The sequence below is a fragment of the Micromonospora sp. NPDC049004 genome, assembly GCF_040649315.1.
Lineage (GTDB): Bacteria > Actinomycetota > Actinomycetes > Mycobacteriales > Micromonosporaceae > Micromonospora.
This window is the reverse complement of the sequence record NZ_JBEZFG010000012.1, coordinates 79,067-96,448: the sequence shown is the minus strand read 5'-3', so window position 1 is coordinate 96,448 and position 17,382 is coordinate 79,067. Positions and strand designations below refer to the sequence as shown.

Annotated in this window: 15 protein-coding genes; 4 read left to right on the top strand and 11 right to left on the bottom strand. The window is 71.4% G+C overall.

The features are described from left to right. Positions 1–346: 346 nt before the first annotated feature. The 3 genes from AB0B97_RS29350 to lysS form a co-directional block, all read right to left on the bottom strand. On the bottom strand, positions 347–2,890 hold the full coding sequence (locus AB0B97_RS29350) for an ATP-dependent Clp protease ATP-binding subunit (protein WP_234587510.1): 2,544 nt from the start codon (positions 2,888–2,890) through the stop codon (positions 347–349). A gap of 527 nt (positions 2,891–3,417) precedes the next feature. Further along, positions 3,418–3,762 (bottom strand): Lsr2 family protein, encoded by a 345-nt coding sequence (locus AB0B97_RS29345; protein ID WP_357498213.1) that lies wholly within the window; start codon positions 3,760–3,762, stop codon positions 3,418–3,420. A gap of 112 nt (positions 3,763–3,874) precedes the next feature. After that, the gene (gene lysS / locus AB0B97_RS29340) at positions 3,875–5,383 is read right to left on the bottom strand and encodes a lysine--tRNA ligase (RefSeq protein WP_357498211.1); all 1,509 of its coding nucleotides are present in this window, start codon (positions 5,381–5,383) and stop codon (positions 3,875–3,877) included. 89 nt (positions 5,384–5,472) lie between these two features. Between lysS and AB0B97_RS29335 the strand changes: the two genes are divergently transcribed. Continuing rightward, positions 5,473–6,213 (top strand): class I SAM-dependent methyltransferase, encoded by a 741-nt coding sequence (locus AB0B97_RS29335; protein WP_357498209.1) that lies wholly within the window; start codon positions 5,473–5,475, stop codon positions 6,211–6,213. Positions 6,214–6,251: 38 nt separating this feature from the next. On the opposite strand, the gene AB0B97_RS29330 is transcribed toward AB0B97_RS29335, so the two are convergent. The 8 genes from AB0B97_RS29330 to AB0B97_RS29295 form a co-directional block, all read right to left on the bottom strand. Then, positions 6,252–7,010: a type III pantothenate kinase gene (locus AB0B97_RS29330; protein ID WP_234587497.1), complete on the bottom strand. Its 759-nt coding sequence runs from the start codon at positions 7,008–7,010 to the stop codon at positions 6,252–6,254. Positions 7,011–7,027: 17 nt separating this feature from the next. Next, positions 7,028–7,924: a carboxylating nicotinate-nucleotide diphosphorylase gene (nadC, locus tag AB0B97_RS29325; RefSeq protein WP_357498207.1), complete on the bottom strand. Its 897-nt coding sequence runs from the start codon at positions 7,922–7,924 to the stop codon at positions 7,028–7,030. Between the two features lie 112 nt (positions 7,925–8,036). Then, complete coding sequence (locus AB0B97_RS29320; RefSeq protein ID WP_357498205.1) at positions 8,037–9,734, bottom strand: L-aspartate oxidase; 1,698 nt, start codon at positions 9,732–9,734, stop codon at positions 8,037–8,039. Positions 9,735–9,828: 94 nt separating this feature from the next. Beyond that, positions 9,829–10,725 (bottom strand): septum formation family protein, encoded by an 897-nt coding sequence (locus AB0B97_RS29315; protein WP_234587486.1) that lies wholly within the window; start codon positions 10,723–10,725, stop codon positions 9,829–9,831. 96 nt (positions 10,726–10,821) lie between these two features. Further along, complete coding sequence (gene panD, locus AB0B97_RS29310) at positions 10,822–11,250, bottom strand: aspartate 1-decarboxylase (protein ID WP_234587484.1); 429 nt, start codon at positions 11,248–11,250, stop codon at positions 10,822–10,824. 47 nt (positions 11,251–11,297) lie between these two features. After that, positions 11,298–12,146, bottom strand: a complete 849-nt coding sequence (gene panC / locus AB0B97_RS29305) for a pantoate--beta-alanine ligase (protein WP_357498202.1) — start codon at positions 12,144–12,146, stop codon at positions 11,298–11,300. Further along, positions 12,143–13,114, bottom strand: a complete 972-nt coding sequence (locus tag AB0B97_RS29300) for a Rossmann-like and DUF2520 domain-containing protein (RefSeq protein WP_357498200.1) — start codon at positions 13,112–13,114, stop codon at positions 12,143–12,145. Before AB0B97_RS29300 ends, panC begins: the two co-directional genes overlap by 4 nt. 128 nt (positions 13,115–13,242) lie before the next feature. Then, complete coding sequence (locus AB0B97_RS29295) at positions 13,243–13,809, bottom strand: TetR family transcriptional regulator (protein WP_357498198.1); 567 nt, start codon at positions 13,807–13,809, stop codon at positions 13,243–13,245. Positions 13,810–13,929: 120 nt separating this feature from the next. Here AB0B97_RS29295 and AB0B97_RS29290 point away from each other — a divergent pair, with 120 nt between their 5' ends. The 3 genes from AB0B97_RS29290 (at position 13,930) to AB0B97_RS29280 (ending at position 17,355) form a co-directional block, all read left to right on the top strand. Next, a complete protein-coding gene (locus AB0B97_RS29290; protein ID WP_357498197.1) occupies positions 13,930–14,844 on the top strand; it encodes an SDR family oxidoreductase in 915 nt (304 codons plus the stop codon). A gap of 94 nt (positions 14,845–14,938) precedes the next feature. Further along, positions 14,939–16,171, top strand: coding sequence for an SAM-dependent methyltransferase (locus AB0B97_RS29285; protein ID WP_357498195.1), 1,233 nt, complete (start codon positions 14,939–14,941; stop codon positions 16,169–16,171). Beyond that, positions 16,168–17,355 (top strand): NADH-quinone oxidoreductase subunit D, encoded by a 1,188-nt coding sequence (locus AB0B97_RS29280; RefSeq protein WP_357498193.1) that lies wholly within the window; start codon positions 16,168–16,170, stop codon positions 17,353–17,355. The genes AB0B97_RS29285 and AB0B97_RS29280 overlap by 4 nt, the downstream gene beginning before the upstream one ends. Positions 17,356–17,382 lie beyond the last annotated feature (27 nt).

Genomic DNA, 17,382 nt, shown 5'->3' with positions numbered 1-17,382 from the left:
GCGGGCCGCCGAAGGCGAGCGGGCCGCCGAAGGCGAGCGGGCCGCCGAAGGCGAGCGGGCCGCCGAAGGCGAGCGGGCCGCCGAAGGCGAGCGGGCCGCCGAAGGCGAGCGGGTGGGTGGGTGCTGCGCGTCGGGAGGGCGGCTTGGAGATCGGCTTCGGCGACGGCCTGCTCCTCGCCGATCACCCGAGCCTTGGGTTCCGGCCGGTCGTCGGCGGCGGTGGCCGGCCGGGGGGTCGCGGGGGTGTCGAGCGGGGCCGGCGGGGTGTTGCCTGTGCGAGTAGCGCACAAAGGCGGGGCCCCGGTGGCTTGCGCCACCGGGGCCCCGCCCCCTGCTGCTGGTCGTGCTACTCGTCGGCGCCCGCCGCAGCGGTGCCGGCGGCGGTGCCACCGAGGTCGGCGGGGACGGCGTCCGGAACCTCGACCGGCTTGTCCGCACCGTGGAAGACGAGCTTGGACTTGTCGATGTCGTTCGGGTCGCCCTCGCAGTCCACCACGACGATCTGACCGGGGGTCAGCTCGTTGAAGAGGATCCGCTCGGAGAGGTTGTCCTCGATGTCGCGCTGAATCGTGCGACGAAGCGGACGGGCACCAAGCACCGGGTCGAAGCCCTTCGCCGCCAGGTACTTCTTGGCGTTGTCGGTCAGCTCCAGACCCATGTCCTTGTTGCGCAGCTGCGTCTCGATCCGCTGGATCATGATGTCCACGATGGAGAGGATCTCGGTCTGGCGCAGCTGGTGGAAGACGATGGTGTCGTCGATCCGGTTGAGGAACTCAGGCCGGAAGTGCTGCTTGAGCTCGTCGTTGACCTTCTGCTTCATCCGGTCGTAGTTGGACTCGGAGTCCTCCGACGCCTGGAAGCCCAGCGACACCGCCTTGGCCACGTCGCGGGTGCCCAGGTTGGTGGTCAGGATGATGACCGTGTTCTTGAAGTCCACGATCCGACCCTGACCGTCGGTGAGCCGACCGTCTTCCAGGATCTGCAGGAGCGTGTTGAACACGTCCGGGTGGGCCTTCTCGATCTCGTCGAAGAGAACCACCGAGAACGGCCGACGCCGCACCTTCTCGGTCAGCTGCCCGCCCTCGTCGTAGCCGACGTAGCCGGGAGGGGCACCCACGAGGCGGGACACCGTGTACCGGTCGTGGAACTCGGACATGTCCAGCTGGATGAGGGCGTCCTCGCTGCCGAAGAGGAACTCGGCGAGCGCCTTGGACAGCTCGGTCTTACCGACACCGGACGGGCCGGCGAAGATGAACGAGCCCGACGGGCGCTTCGGGTCCTTCAGGCCGGCCCGGGTACGCCGGATCGCCTTCGAGACCGCCTTGACCGCGTCCTCCTGGCCGATGACGCGCTTGTGCAGCTCGTCCTCCATGCGCAGCAGGCGCGAGGTCTCCTCCTCGGTCAGCTTGTAGACCGGGATGCCCGTCCAGTTGCCGAGCACCTCGGCGATCTGCTCGTCGTCAACCTCGCTGACGACGTCCAGGTCACCGGCCTTCCACTCCTTCTCCCGCTGAGCCTTCTGGCCGAGGAGCTGCTTCTCCTTGTCGCGCAGCTGGGCGGCGCGCTCGAAGTCCTGCGCGTCGATCGCGGACTCCTTGTCGCGACGCACCTGGGCGATGCGCTCGTCGAAGTCACGCAGGTCTGGCGGCGCGGTCATCCGACGGATCCGCATCCGGGCGCCGGCCTCGTCGATCAGGTCGATCGCCTTGTCCGGCAGGAAGCGGTCGGAGATGTACCGGTCGGCAAGCGTCGCCGCAGCCACCAGAGCGGCGTCGGTGATGCTCACCCGGTGGTGCGCCTCGTAGCGGTCGCGCAGGCCCTTGAGGATCTCGATGGTGTGCGCCAGCGACGGCTCACCCACCTGGATCGGCTGGAACCGGCGCTCGAGAGCGGCGTCCTTCTCCAGGTGCTTGCGGTACTCGTCGAGCGTGGTGGCACCGATGGTCTGCAGCTCACCACGGGCCAGCATCGGCTTGAGGATGCTTGCGGCGTCGATCGCGCCCTCGGCGGCACCCGCACCCACCAGGGTGTGGATCTCGTCGATGAACAGGATGATGTCGCCGCGGGTGCGGATCTCCTTGAGCACCTTCTTGAGGCGCTCCTCGAAGTCACCGCGGTAGCGGGAACCGGCGACCAGGGCACCGAGGTCGAGCGTGTAGAGCTGCTTGTCCTTGAGAGTCTCGGGCACCTCGCCCTTGATGATCTTCTGGGAAAGCCCCTCCACCACGGCGGTCTTACCGACGCCGGGCTCACCGATCAGGACCGGGTTGTTCTTGGTACGGCGGGAGAGCACCTGCATGACCCGCTCGATTTCCTTCTCGCGCCCGATGACCGGGTCGAGCTTGCCCTCGCGGGCGGCCTGGGTCAGGTTGCGGCCGAACTGGTCCAGCACGAGGCTGGTCGACGGCGCGGCCTCACCCGGCGCGGCACCCGCCGCGGCGGGCTCCTTGCCCTGGTAGCCGGAGAGCAGCTGGATCACCTGCTGGCGGACCCGGTTGAGGTCGGCGCCGAGCTTGACCAGCACCTGGGCGGCGACGCCCTCGCCCTCACGGATCAGCCCGAGCAGGATGTGCTCAGTGCCGATGTAGTTGTGGCCGAGCTGCAGCGCCTCGCGCAGCGACAGCTCCAGCACCTTCTTGGCCCGCGGCGTGAACGGGATGTGCCCGCTCGGCGCCTGCTGGCCCTGGCCGATGATCTCCTCGACCTGCTGACGGACGCCCTCCAGGGAGATGCCGAGGCTCTCCAGGGCCTTTGCCGCGACGCCTTCACCTTCGTGGATCAGGCCCAGCAGGATGTGTTCCGTACCGATGTAGTTGTGGTTGAGCATCCGGGCCTCTTCTTGGGCCAGGACGACAACCCGTCGCGCTCGGTCGGTGAACCGCTCGAACATGCCCTCGTGCTCCTCACGTGCCGTGCGCCTTGATGGTCAAGATCTTGGCGGGGCCGGTGCACGAACGTCCGGGACGGGCGTCCGTGCCTCCTTACTCTATCGTCGCTGACCGACTCAGCTGAGGTCGTGTCTCTCCGGTCTGGGTCAGTTCCACGTCGTTTTGCACAACCGTCCGCGCTCAGGAGGTGTTCCGGTACCCCTGGCGCTACGCGCAGAGCGAAATCCGACCGACCCCACGGAAGGCTCCGCAGGGCCCGGGGAGGGCCTTCGACGGCCTCCAGCGGGTGTCGTGGGGGCGAGCGCCGGTCGTCGGCACCGTTCGGGCTGCCGCACCCGACCCCTTTCGGGAAGTTGTCCACAGGTTGTGGATAGTTACTCCACCGCCTGTGGACAACGCCGGCCGGTCCGGGAAACATTCCGGCCGGCCCGTCCCGGGCGCGGATACGGCGACGCCGGCCCGGAGGATGCTCCGGCCCGGCGTCGGTGTCGCCCTTGCGGTGGCGGCTGCCACCGGTCAGCTGAACGGATCAGCGCTTGGCGTGGTACTCGTCGACGATCTCCTGCGGGATACGGCCCCGGTCCGAGATGTCCTTGCCGGACTTCTTGGCCCACTCCCGGATCGCCTTGTTCTGCTCCCGGTCGGCGGTGGCGCCACCCCGACCGCGGGCGGCCCGCCCACCGATCACCACGCCACCGCGACCCACCTTGGTGCCGGCGCCGATGTACGGAGCGAATACGTCGCGCAATTTCGCGGCGTTGGCACCGGACAGGTCGATCTCGTACTGAACGCCGTCGAGCGCGAACTTGACGGTCTCGTCAGCGTCCCCACCGTCCAGGTCATCGACCAGCTTGTGAATGATCTGCTTGGCCACGTCCCACATTCCTTTCGAGCAGGGCGCTCCTGCTAACGAGAGCACAATAACCCCCGCGCTGCTCGCCCCGTCAATAGGATGCCGTTACGACTCGCTGGGAGTCGGCGGGCGACTACTCCGGGCGGACCAACGGGAAGAGGATCGTTTCCCGAATTCCGAGGCCGGTCAGGGCCATCAACAGCCGGTCGATTCCCATTCCCATACCCCCGGCCGGCGGCATTCCGTACTCCATGGCCCGGAGAAAGTCCTCGTCGAGACGCATCGCCTCGTCGTCGCCACGGGCGGCCAACTGCGCCTGGGCCACCAGCCGTTCCCGCTGTACCACCGGGTCGACCAGCTCGGAGTACGCGGTGCCCAGCTCGAAGCCGAGAACGTAGAGGTCCCACTTTTCGGCCAGCCCCGGCTCGCTGCGGTGCGCCCGGGTCAGTGGGCTGGTCTCCTCCGGGTAGTCGCGTACGAAGGTGGGCGCCTGCAGGCCCGGGACGACCAGTTCCTCGAACAGTTCCTCGGCGAGCTTGCCCGGGCCCCACTTCGGGTCCACGGCCAATCCCACCTTGTCCGCGTACTCCACCAGCCGGGAACGGTCGGTGCGGACGGTGACCTCCTCGCCGAGTGCCTCGGAAAGGACACCGAACAGGGTCACCGATCGCCACTCGCCGCCCAGGTCGAACTCCCGCCCGTCGGCATGGGTCACCACCGTCGACCCGCTGACCGCGATCGCCGCCTGTTGCACGAGATTGCGGGTCAACTCGGCCATCGTGTCGTAGTCGCCGTACGCCTGGTACGTCTCCAGCATCGCGAACTCCGGCGAGTGCGAGGAGTCGACACCCTCATTACGGAAGTTGCGGTTGATCTCGAAGACGCGGTCCACACCACCAACGACCGCGCGCTTCAAAAACAGTTCCGGAGCGATTCGCAGATACAGATCGGTGCTCAACGCATTGCTGTGGGTCACGAAGGGTCGGGCGGCCGCGCCACCGTGCAGGAGTTGCAGCATCGGCGTTTCCACCTCGATGAAGCCCTGGCCGTGCAGTGAATCGCGCAGGCTGCGCACCGCCGCCGCCCGGGTGCGGACCATCTGCCGGGCCTGCGGCCGGACGATCAGATCGACGTAGCGCTGCCGGACCCGAGCCTCCTCGGAGAGCGGCTTGTGGGCCACCGGCAGCGGCCGCAGGGCCTTGGCCGTCATCTCCCACCGCTGGGCGAGCACGGACAGCTCGCCCCGCCGGCTGGTGATCACCTCGCCGGTCACGCCGACGTGGTCGCCCAGGTCGACCAGGCGCTTCCACGCCTCCAGTCCCTCCGGACCGACCCGGTCCAGGGAGAGCATGGCCTGCAACTCGGTGCCGTCGCCGTCGCGCAGGGTGGCGAAGCAGAGCTTGCCGGTGTTGCGTACGAAGATCACCCGGCCGGTGACCGACACCTGGTCGCCGGTGGCGGTGTCGGTGGGCAGGTCCGCGTACTTCGCGCGGATCTCGGCGAGCGTCGTGGTGCGGGGGAAGCCGACCGGGTACGGCTCCACGCCCTCGGCGAGCATCCGGTCCCGCTTCTCCCGGCGGACCTTCATCTGCTCGGGAAGGTCGTCGGCGGGGTCCACTGGCACGGCGTTCTGCTCGGTCACGGCACGCTTCCTCGTCACGAAGACTACGGGGGGTCAGGCCCGAGCGTACTCAAGCGCTCAGGTGGTCGTTATCGGATAACCTGCCCGCCATGGCGGATCACACTCAGGCGCTCTCGTTCGGCGTGGCCGCGGCCGACTATGACCGGTTTCGGCCCCGCTATCCGGTGCCGGCCGTGCGGTGGGCGCTCGACGGGCTGGACGATTCCGCCGAGGTCGTCGACCTGGGCGCCGGCACCGGCATCCTCACCCGGGGAGTGCTCGCTCTCGGCCACCGGGTGACCCCGGTGGAGCCGGACCCCAAGATGCGCGCCCAGTTGGACGCCGCCACCCCAGGCGTCACCGCTCTGGCCGGCGGCGCCGAGTCGCTGCCGCTGCCCGACGGACTCGCCAACGCCGTGGTGGTGGGCCAGGCGTACCACTGGTTCGACCGGGAGCTGGCGCACGCCGAGATCGCACGGGTGCTGCGGCCCGGCGGGACGTTCGCCCCGATCTGGAACATGCGGGACGAACGGGTCGACTGGGTGGCCGAGCTGGGTCGGATCGCCCACCTCGGTGACAACGCCGGCGACGTCGTCGGACGGTACGAGGACTTCGGCACGGCGTTCACACCTGTCGAGCTGGGCGAGTTCACGCACCACACGACGCTCACACCCGACGAGGTGATCGCGATGCTGCACACCCGCTCGTACTGGCTCACCGCCGGACCCGAGCGACGGGAGCGCATCGACCGGGAACTGGGCGACCTCTTCGCGGGCCATCCCGAGCTGGCCGGACGGGAAACCGTCGACCTGCCGTACCGCACGGTCGTGCTGCGGGCCCGGCGGCGCTGAGGGGCCGCCCGCAGGACGGCCCCGGCGGCGGCCGGGGTTCACAGGTTGCGGTCGTAGACCATCCGCAGGCCGATCAGCGTGATCATCGGCTCGTGGTGGGTGATGGTGCTGCACTCGTTGATCACCAGGGAGGCGAGGCCGCCGGTGGCGATCACCGCCTTCACCTCGCCCAACTCCTCGGTCATCCGCTCGACGATCCGGTCCACCTGCCCGGCGAACCCGAAGTAGAGACCGGCCTGCAGGCACTCCACGGTGTTCTTGCCGATCACCGAGCGGGGCTTGGTGGCCTCAACCTTGCGCAGCTGGGCGGCGCGGGCGGCCAGCGCGTCGAAGGAGATCTCGATGCCCGGGGCGAACGCCCCGCCCAGGAACTCGCCCCGGCCGCTGATCACGTCGAAGTTGGTGGTGGTGCCGAAGTCCACAACTATCGACGGCCCGCCGTAGAGGGTGAACGCCGCAAGCGTGTTCACCACCCGGTCGGCGCCCACCTCCTTCGGGTTGTCGATCGCCAGCTGCACCCCGGTGCGCACGCCCGGCTCGACGATCACGCTCGGCAGGTCGGCGTAGTAGCGGCCGAGCATGGTCCGCAGCGACCGCAGCGCGGCCGGCACCGTGGAGCAGGCGGCCACACCGGTGATCTCGACGTTGTCCCCGGCGAGCAGGCCCCGGAACATCAGGCCCAGCTCGTCCGCCGTCGAGCGGGCATCGGTCTTGATCCGCCAGGAGTGCACCAGCTTGTCGCCGTCGAAGGTCGCCAGCACGGTGTTGGTGTTTCCGATGTCGATGCAGAGCAGCACTGTCGCAGCCTAGACAACTACTCGGTGCGCAGGTCCATCGCGATGTCCAGGATCGGCGACGAGTGGGTCAACGCGCCCACCGAGAGGAAGTCGACGCCGGTCGCCGCGTACCTGGCGGCCACCTCCAGGGTCAGCCCGCCGGTCGCCTCCAGCTCCGCCCGGTCGCCCACCGCGGCCACCGCCTCGGCCAGCACCTCCGGCGTCATGTTGTCGCAGAGCAGGAAGTCCGCCCCCGCCTCCACCGCCTCCACCGCCTCGGCGACAGTGGTCACCTCGACCTGCACCGGAACCTCCGGAAACGCCTCCCGGACCCGCCGGTACGCCGCAGTGATGCCCCCGGCCGCCAGCTTGTGGTTGTCCTTGATCATGGCCACGTCGTAGAGGCCCATCCGCTTGTTGGTGCCCCCACCGGCCCGCACCGCGTACTTCTCCAGCGCCCGCAGGCCCGGCGTCGTCTTGCGGGTGTCCAGCACCATCGCCTTCGTGCCGGCCAGGGCGTCCGCCCAGGCACGCGTGTGGGTGGCCACCCCGGACATCCGGCAGAGCAGGTTGAGCGCCGTCCGCTCGGCCGTCAGCAGCAGCCGGGTCGGGCCGGTCACCGTCGCCAGCACGTCGCCGCGCGCCACCCGCTCACCGTCGCGGGCCAGCACCGACACCTCGACGGTACGACCGAAGCCGGTCACCTCGCCCACCAACTCGAACACGGCGGCGGCCACGGCCAGCCCGGCCACCACGCCGTCGGCGCGGGCCACCAGGTCGGCGGTGTCGGTCTGCTCCGCTCCGATGTTGGCCACGCTCGTCACGTCGAGGAAATCGGGCCCCAGATCCTCGACCAGCGCGCCCTCGATCACCCGCCGCACCTGCTCCGGGTCCAGCCCGGTCGCCCGCAACGCCGCCTCGGTCGACCCCGTCAACGCCACCTTGGTTCGCGACTCCGGGGCTCGCGAAACCGGCTCACTCCTCGCGCTCACTGGGCCATCTCCGTTCGCGACTGCGGGGCTCGCAACCCCGGCTCACTCCTCGCGCTCACTGTGCACTCCCCTCCCACTGCTCCGTCACCAGGCCCTGCGCCCCGACCGACCCGACCAGGTGGCCCAGCCACCGTTCGTCGGCCGTCGGGAAGTCCTCCCGCCAGTGGCAGCCCCGGGTCTCGGCGCGGGCGTACGCCGCCGCGACAAGCGACGACGCCACCGTGAGCAGGTTGGTCGCCTCCCAGTCGGCGGTGCGCGGTCGGCCCCGGGCCGCGCCCAGCTCGGTAAGCGTCCCGGCCGTCTCCGCCAGCGTCGCCGCGGACCGGAGCACCCCGGCCCCCCGGGTCATCGCCCGCTGGAGCGTCGGCGTCACCCCGGCCGGCACGACCCAGCCCGCACCGCCGCGCCATGCGCCGACGTCCGCCGGCTGGGCCTGCTCGGGCAGGCCGGCCGCGATGTCGTCGGCGATCCGCCGGGAGAACACCAGCCCCTCCAGCAGCGAGTTGCTGGCCAGCCGGTTCGCGCCGTGCACGCCCGTGCAGGCGACCTCGCCGCAGGCGTACAGGCCGGGGATCGACGTGCGGCCGCGCAGATCGGTGCGGACGCCGCCGGAGGCGTAGTGGGCGGCCGGGGCGACCGGGATCAGGTCGGTGGCCGGGTCCACGCCGATCGCCAGGCAGGACGCCACGATGGTCGGGAACCGCCCGGCCAGGAAATCGCCGCCCAGATGGCGGGCGTCGAGAAAGACGTGGTCCGCGCCGCTGGCCATCAGCACCCGGTGGATGCCCTTGGCCACCACGTCCCGGGGGGCCAACTCGGCCAGCTCGTGCTGGCCCACCATGAACCGCTTGCCATCGGAGTCCACCAGGTACGCGCCCTCGCCGCGCAGCGCCTCGGAGACAAGTGGCTGCTGCGCGTGCCCGGCGCCGGGCACCCCCGCGCCGGGCGGGGTGATCAGGGCGGTCGGATGGAACTGGACGAACTCCACGTCGGTCACCGCCGCGCCGGCCCGCATCGCCAGCGCCACCCCGTCGCCGGTGGAGACCGCCGGGTTGGTGGTGGCCGCGAAGATCTGCCCCATCCCGCCGGTGGCCAGCACCACCGCCCGCGCCAGCAACGCGCCGACGCCGTCCTCGCTGCCCTCACCGAGCACGTGCAGGGTGATCCCGCAGGCCGGACCGAGCCCGTCCGGGCCGTCGCCGGGCGCCCGCAGCAGGTCCAGCACCAGGGCGTGCTCGACCAGCCGGATCCACGGGTCGCGCTGCACGGCGGCGTGCAGGGCCCGCTGCACCTCGGCGCCGGTGGCGTCCCCGCCCGCGTGCACGATCCGGTCCGCCCGGTGTCCACCCTCCCGGGTCAGCATCAGCGAACCGTCCGGGTGGCGATCGAACTCGGCCCCGATCCGCATCAGCTCCCGCAGCCGGGTCGGCCCCTCCTCGACGAGCACCCGGACCGCCGCGGGGTCGCAGAGCCCCACACCGGCGATCTCGGTGTCCCGGGCGTGCGCCGCGGGGGTGTCCGCCGGGTCGAGCACGGCGGCGATGCCGCCCTGCGCCCACCGGGTCGAACCGTCGTCAATGTTGACCTTGGTGACGACGGTGACGTGCAGGCCCGCCTCACGCAGGTGCAACGCGGCGGTCAGCCCCGCGACCCCGGACCCCACCACGATCACGTCGGTGGTCTCCACCCAGCCGGGCTCGGGCGCGGCCAGCAGTCTGGGCAGGGCCGGCAGATCGACCGTCGGAACGTCCATCCCACCAGTCAACCCGAAGGATCCTCGCCGGGGGAGGCGGGGGCTCAACGAGTGGTTTGGGCTACCCCGTCCGGCCCGAACCGTGCCGCGCCGCTCACTTCGTCCGCACCGGCAGGCCGGCCGGACCGGCGCCCTTCAACGACGCGGTCACCGTACGGTCGCTCAGCCACAGGTAACAGCGGACTCCCCGGTCACCGACCCGCCAACGCCCCGCACCCGGCGGGCGCACCACCACCCCGCTGCGGAACCGCAGGTCGGAGTCGTCAGGCACGCCGACATAGCGGCCGAGGACGGTGCGGCAGCCGGTGTAGAGCGGCGCCCAGTCGGCATCCTTGGCCGGGTACGGCCGGTCCGGCGCGCGCCACACCCCGACGAACTCGGCGTCGTGCCGACCGCCGCACTCCACCGGGACCAGCGTCTGCACACCCCGGCCCGCCCCGGAGCGGGTCTGCTGGCAGCCCAACCGCAGCCCGGAGGCCCCCTTCAACGCGTCCCGCAGGCTGCCCGACCGGACCACCACCGTGGCGGCCGCCTCGACGGTCGTCAACTCGGTCAGGTCGCACCGGAACCAGCGGGAACCGGCTGCCCAGCCCGGCCCGGAGGGCAGCGCCACCGACAGCCGCAGCCGCCCGGCCCGCCAGTCGTCGCCCACGTACGCCGAGGCCCGGGTGTCGCACTCGGTGAACGCCCCGCGCAGCTCCACCGACCCGTTGGCCGGGGCGGCAGCCCGCTCCGGCGGGAACACCCCGACGTGCACGGTCTCCACCCGGTGCGGGCCGGCGCAGTCCATCGGTTGATAGGCGGCCAGCGTCACCACCTCGACGAAGTCGGCGGCCTGACACACCCCGACGGCCGGCGTGAACGCCATGGCCGGTGGCAGTGCCGCCCAGTCGTCGGTCAGGTCACCGTCCAGACCACCGGACCCGGCGCAGCCGACCAGCAACACTGCCGTGACGGCAGTGGCGAACAGGGTCGTCATGGCACGGCGCATCGCGGCCTCCCCCAGCCACCTACCGGCTTCCGCCAGCGTGCCCAGGGTAACCGCACATGACCTTCCGGTGACAGACCGGAATCGGCTCGCGCGAGATCAGACTCCGGACACGGCGAACGGGCTCGGCACCGGGTCGCCGGCCGTGCCCGGGGCCGCCACCGCCGGGTTCGCCCCCAGCTCGACGATCCGGTTGTCGGTGTCGACGTGCACCACCCGCGGCCGGTACGACCGGGCCTCGGCGTCGTCCATCTGCCCGTACGAGATCAGGATGACCAGGTCACCGGGGTGCACGAGGTGCGCGGCGGCCCCGTTGATGCCGATCACGCCGCTGCCCCGCTCGCCGGGAATGACGTACGTCTCCAGCCGGGCGCCGTTGGTGATGTCCACGATCGCGACCTGCTCCCCCGGGAGCAGGTCGGCGGCGTCGAGCAGGTCCTCGTCCACAGTCACCGAACCGATGTAGTGCAGGTCGGCCTGGGTCACGGTGGCCCGGTGGATCTTCGACTTGAGCATGGTCCGCAGCATCGGGCTCGCCTTTCGCGCGAAAGAAGTGGTGGTGGGGTGCGGCCGGGTCAGGGGCGAGGGGCGAGGTGGATCGCCGCGTTGTCGATCAACCGGGTGGCGCCGACCCAGGCGGCGATCACCAGTCGGGCCGGCCCGGACACCGGCCCCGGCTCCAGTTCGGGGTCGGTGAGCACCAGGTAGTCGAGCTGGGCGCCGGGCGTACCGGCGCCGAACGCGGCGTGCGCGGCGGACAGCACCTCCCCCGCGTCCAGGCCGTCGTCGGCGGCCCGGGCCCCCGCCCGCAGCGCGGCGGACAGGCTCAGCGCCGCCGCCCGATCGGGCTCGCTCAGGTAACGGTTGCGGCTGGACAGCGCCAACCCGTCCGCCTCCCGGACGGTCGGTACGCCGATCACCTCGACCGGCACGTCCAGGTCCCGGGCCATCCGCCGCACCAGGGTGAGCTGCTGATAGTCCTTCTCACCGAAGAAGGCCAGGTCAGGACGCGTGAGTTGGAGCAGCTTCAGGACCACGGTGAGCACCCCGTGGAAGAAGCCGGGACGGCTCGCGCCCTCCAGCTCCCCGCCCAGCGGACCCGGGTCGAGGCGTACGCGGGGCTGGCCGTCCGGATACATGTCGGCCACCGACGGCGCGAAGACGAGGTCGGCGCCGGCCCGCCGGCACACCTCCAGGTCGGCGTCGAGGGTGCGCGGATAGCGGTCGAAGTCCTCGTTCGGCCCGAACTGCAGCGGATTCACGAAGATCGTCACCAGTACGTGGTCGGCCTGCTCCCGGGCGGCGCGCAGCAGCGTCTCGTGGCCGGAGTGCAGGGCGCCCATGGTCATCACCACGCCGACGGTGCCCTTCAACGCCGCCCGGGCCTCGGCCAACTCGGCGCGCGTGTGGACAAGCTGCGTCATGCGGCCACCTCCCGGCTCGTCCCGGCGAGCACACCGAGCAGCGGCTGGGCGTCCACCGGACGCAGGCGGCCCGCGGCGATCGCCCGGTCGGCGGTACGCCGGGCCAGCGCCAGGTACGCGGGGACCGACTCCGGCGCGGTGGCGGCCAGCCGGGCCAGGTGCCGCTCGACGGTGCCCGCGTCGCCCCGGGACACCGGACCGGTCAGCGCGTCGTCGCCGAGGCGCAACGCGTTCTCCAGGGCGGCCCGCAGCAGGGGGGCGAGCACCTTCTCCGGACGGGCCACGCCGGCGTCGCGCAGCCGGTCGGTCGCCTCGTTCACCAGGGTCACCAGGTGGTTCGCGCCGTGTGCGAGCGCGGCGTGGTACAGCGGGCGATCCCCCTCGGCCACCCACTCGGGGACGCCACCGAGGTCGGCGACCAGCCGGGCGGCCAGCGGACGCAGGTCAGCCGGGGCGGTCACCCCGTACGAGATGCCGGCCAGCCGGGGCAGGTCGTCCGGCGTACCGGTGAAGGTCATGGCGGGATGCAGGGCCAGCGGACGGGCGCCGACCGCGGCGGCCGGCGCCAGCACGGCGAGACCGTGCGCGCCCGAGGTGTGCGCGACCACCTGGCCCGGGTGCAGGGCACCCCGGTCGACGAGGTCGGCTACCACTACGGCCAGCGCGTCGTCCGGCACCGCGATCAGCAGCAGGTCGGCGGCGGCGCGCGCGACGGCGGTGACCGGGCGGCGGGGCACCTCGGGCAGCAGCAGGGCCAGCCGTGCCCGGCTGGTCCCGGAGTCACCCGCCACAGCCACCACCCGGTGCCCGGCGGCCGCGAGCGCGGCGCCCAGGACGGCACCGACCCGGCCGGCGCCGACGACGCCGACAGTGAGCAGGCGGGACGTGGGGGTGCCGGTGACGGCGGAATCCCGCGGTGCGGCAGGCCCAAGCTGGGCGGCCGGACGCGGGCGCAGCGGTGCGCTCATGACGACGATCCAGTCCTCGAGAAGGGGTACCGGTCGATCGCAAGTATGCGCCCGCGCCACAGAGCCGAGACAGGATGTGTGAAAACGTTCACCGCCGAAGCAAGGGGCTCGGCGCAGGTCGGTCGGGCTCAGCCGGAGGCCGACGTGATCGCGCGTAGTTCGGTGGCCACCTCGGCGATCAGGTCGGTGAGCGGAACGTCACCGCCGGGCGCGACCCAGCGGGCGTACGCGACCCGGAAGACCGTGGCACCCGACTCGGTGGCCAGGGTGGCCGTGCTCTCGTCGAGGCCCTTGGCACGCAGGGCGGCGGTGACCGCGGCCACCAGCGAACCCGTCTTGCGCAGCTCACGCTCCTGGAGCTCGGGGCTGCTCTCGATGATGGCCTGTCGTGCCCGGACCAGTTCGAGGCGGTCGGCGAAGATCTCCTCCGCCACCCGGCGGAAGGCGGCGATGACCACCTCGAACGGGCCGGCGTCCGTCTCGGCCACCGTCCTGGCCAGGACCTCCTCCAGGTGCGCGCTGCCGCTGAAGAGCGCCTCGCGCTTGTCTCCGAAGAGCCGGTAGAAGGTGCGCTTGTCGAGGCCCGCGCGGCCGGCGATGTCGGCGACGGTGGTCTGCTCGAAGCCGCGCTCGCGGAACAGCTCGAAGGCGGCCGCCTCCAGGCGGCCGCGCGCGTCGGGTTGCCAGCGGGCCATGCGGCGAATCGTATCCGACGTCACACTGCGACATTACTTCCGCCGCGATGTCGCGCCGCGACATCGTGCGGGGTAGCGTGATGTCGCAAGGTGACATCGGCACTCACGAAGGAACCCGCCATGCGCGTATTCGTCACAGGCGCCTCCGGCCACGTCGGCTCCGCCGTCGTCCCGGAACTCCTCTCCGCTGGGCACGAGGTCGTCGGCCTCGCCCGCTCCGACACGTCCGCCGCCGCCATCGAGAAGCTCGGCGCCCAGGCACACCGCGGCGACCTTTCCGACCTCGACGTGCTCCGGGAAGAGGCGGCTGCCGCCGACGGAGTGATCCACCTGGCGTTCCGCCACGACCTCATGGTCAGCGGCGACCTGGCCAGCGCCGCCAAGGCCGACCTGGACGCCCTCACGGCACTCGCCGACGGCCTGGCCGGCTCCGGCAAGCCCCTGGTCGGCACCGGCGGGACGGCCATGCTCGTGATGGGCGGCGTCGTCGGCCGCCCCGGCACCGAACGCGACATCTTCCCCGGCGGCGGCTACCGGATCGACGCGGAGAACTTCGTGGCCGGCCTCGCCTCCCGCGATGTGCGCTCGTCCATCGTCCGACTCGCGCCCACGGTGCACAGCTCGCTCGACCACAACGGCTTCATCACCGCCGTCATCGCCGCGGCGCGACGCACGGGGTACTCCGCCTACGTCGGCGAGGGCGCCAACCGATGGCCGGCCGTCCACACACTCGACGCGGCCGTGCTGTACCGACTCGCTCTCGAAAAGGCCCCGGCCGGCACGCGCCTGCACGGCGCCGACGACGAGGGAGTTCCCTTCCGGGAGATCGCCGAGGCCATCGGCCACAAGCTCGACATCCCGGTCCGGAGCATCAGCCCCGCCGAGGCCGACGACCACTTCGGCTTCCTCGGATCGTTCGTCCAGCTCGACAACCCGACGTCGTCCGCCCTCACCCGCGAACTGCTGGGCTGGACCCCCACCCACCCCGGCCTGATCGCCGACCTGCACGAAGGGCACTACTTCCGGACGGCATGAGCGAGGAAGCCGCCCGGCGGGGATCGGGAGTCGTCGCCCCGCCGGGTGGCCGTAGGGTCGGCACGGTGACGCCTCCTGAACCCGGAGTGAGCTGATGCCGATCCCGTGGCGGGACGCGATGAGCCACGCCCTCTACGGGCCGGACGGCTTCTTCGTGGCCGGCGGCGGTCCGGCCGATCACTTCCGGACCAGCGTGCACGCCTCCCCCGCCTTCGCCACCGCGCTGCTGCGACTGCTCTCGCAGGTCGACGCGGCTCTCGGCCACCCTCCCCGCCTCGACGTCGTCGACGTGGGGGCTGGGCGGGGGGAACTCCTGCACAGCCTGCTCAGGCTCGTCGCAGCGGCACCGGCCGTCGGGGTTGCGGTGGGGGTTTCCGGGGAGCCCACCCACTCCGGGCGGTCAGGCTTGATCCCTGCGTGGGCGGGCTCCCCGGAAACCCCGACTTCCACGGCCTCCGTCCGTCGGTCGCCCGACGGTCCGTCGTCCGGCACCGTCCGTCGCTCGCTCGCGGAACGCGTGCGGTTCACAGCAGTCGAGTACGCCCACCGCCCCGAGAACCTGCCGGAAGAGATCAACTGGACCGCTGAGATACCCGACGAGATCAACGGACTGTTGATCGCTACCGAGTGGTTGGACAACGTCCCGTTGGACGTGGCGGTGCACACCACCGAGGGCTGGCGATATGTGCTGGTCGACCCCGACAGCGGCGTGGAGACGGTTGGCGAGTTGGTCAACGCTGCCGATGTTGACTGGCTGACCACCTGGTGGCCCAGTCCCGCGAGCCCTTCGAGTGCTACCGGTGACCCGGATCTGGGGTTGACCTGGTCGGACGCGACCAGCCCGGAAACCCCCCACAGCGACTACCAGCGAGCCGAGATCGGCCGAAGCAGAGACGAGGCTTGGGCCAACGCGGTGCGACAGATCAGCCGAGGGCTGGCGGTCGCTGTCGACTACGGGCATCTGCGGGAGGGTCGGCCGGTGGACGGGACGTTGACCGGGTATCGGGGTGGACGGCAGGTGCCTCCGGTGCCGGACGGGTCGAGTGATGTGACAGCGCACGTGGCAATGGACTCGGTCGCCTCCGCCGGTGCGGCGGTCGCCAGGTGTGCGTACTCCCTGATCTCGCAGGCCGAGGCGCTGCGGGCGCTCGGGGCCGACGGTGGGCGACCGCCGCTGAGCCTGGCCGGCACCGACCCGGCCGGCTACGTGCGGGCGCTGGCCGCGGCGTCGGCGGTGGCCGAGCTGACCGACCCGGCCGGGCTCGGCGGACACTTGTGGCTGCACCAACCGGTCGGCATCGGGCTACCGCCGGCCGTGGCACGATGACGGGCATGACCACCGACGCCGGGGCCCTTCGTGAACTGACCGTCGGCACCGGGGCCGGTCTGGTCGCCGGCACCGGCGATCAGCAGCTCGGCACCGACATGGTGCTCAACATCGGCCCGCAGCACCCCTCGACGCACGGCGTGCTGCGCCTGAAGCTGGTGCTCGACGGCGAGCGGGTCATCGCCTGCGAACCGATCGTCGGCTACATGCACCGGGGCGCGGAGAAGCTCTTCGAGGTGCGCGACTACCGGCAGATCATCGTGCTGGCCAACCGGCACGACTGGCTCTCGGCGTTCTCGAACGAGCTGGGTGTGGTGCTCGCTGTGGAACGCCTGATGGGCATGGAGGTGCCGGAGCGGGCCACCTGGCTGCGGATGGCCCTCGCCGAGCTGAACCGGGTGCTCAACCACCTGATGTTCCTCGGTTCCTACCCGCTGGAGATCGGGGCCATCACGCCGGTCTTCTACGCCTTCCGGGAACGGGAGACCATCCAGGCGGTGATGGAGGAGGTCTCCGGCGGCCGGATCCACTACATGTTCAACCGGGTGGGCGGGCTGAAGGAGGAGGTGCCGTACGGCTGGACCGGGCGGGCCCGCGCGGCGATCGGCGAGGTCCGTCGGCGGCTGCCCGACCTCGACCACCTGATCCGGCGTAACGAGATCTTCCTCGCCCGCACGGTGGGCGTGGGCGTGCTGTCCGCCGCCGACGCCGCCGCGTTCGGGGCGTCCGGGCCGGTGGCCCGCGCCTCCGGGCTCGACCTGGACCTGCGCCGGGACGACCCCTATCTGGCGTACGACGAGCTGGACGTGCCGGTGGTGACCAAGACCGCCGGGGACTGCCATGCCCGCTTCGAGGTGCTGCTCGACCAGGTGTACGTCTCGTTGGATCTCGCCGAGCGGTGCCTGGACCGGGTGGACCAGCTGACCGGGCCGATCAACACCCGCCTGCCGAAGGTGCTCAAGGCGCCGGAGGGGCACACGTACGCCTGGACGGAGAACCCGCTCGGCATCAACGGCTACTACCTGGTGTCCCGGGGCGAGAAGACCCCGTGGCGGTTGAAGCTGCGCACCGCCTCGTACGCGAATGTGCAGGCGCTTGCCACCCTGCTCCCCGGCTGCCTCGTGCCGGACCTGATCGCCATCCTCGGCTCGATGTTCTTCGTGGTCGGCGACATCGACAAGTGACCGTCGCCGGTGAGAGCGCCGGCGCCG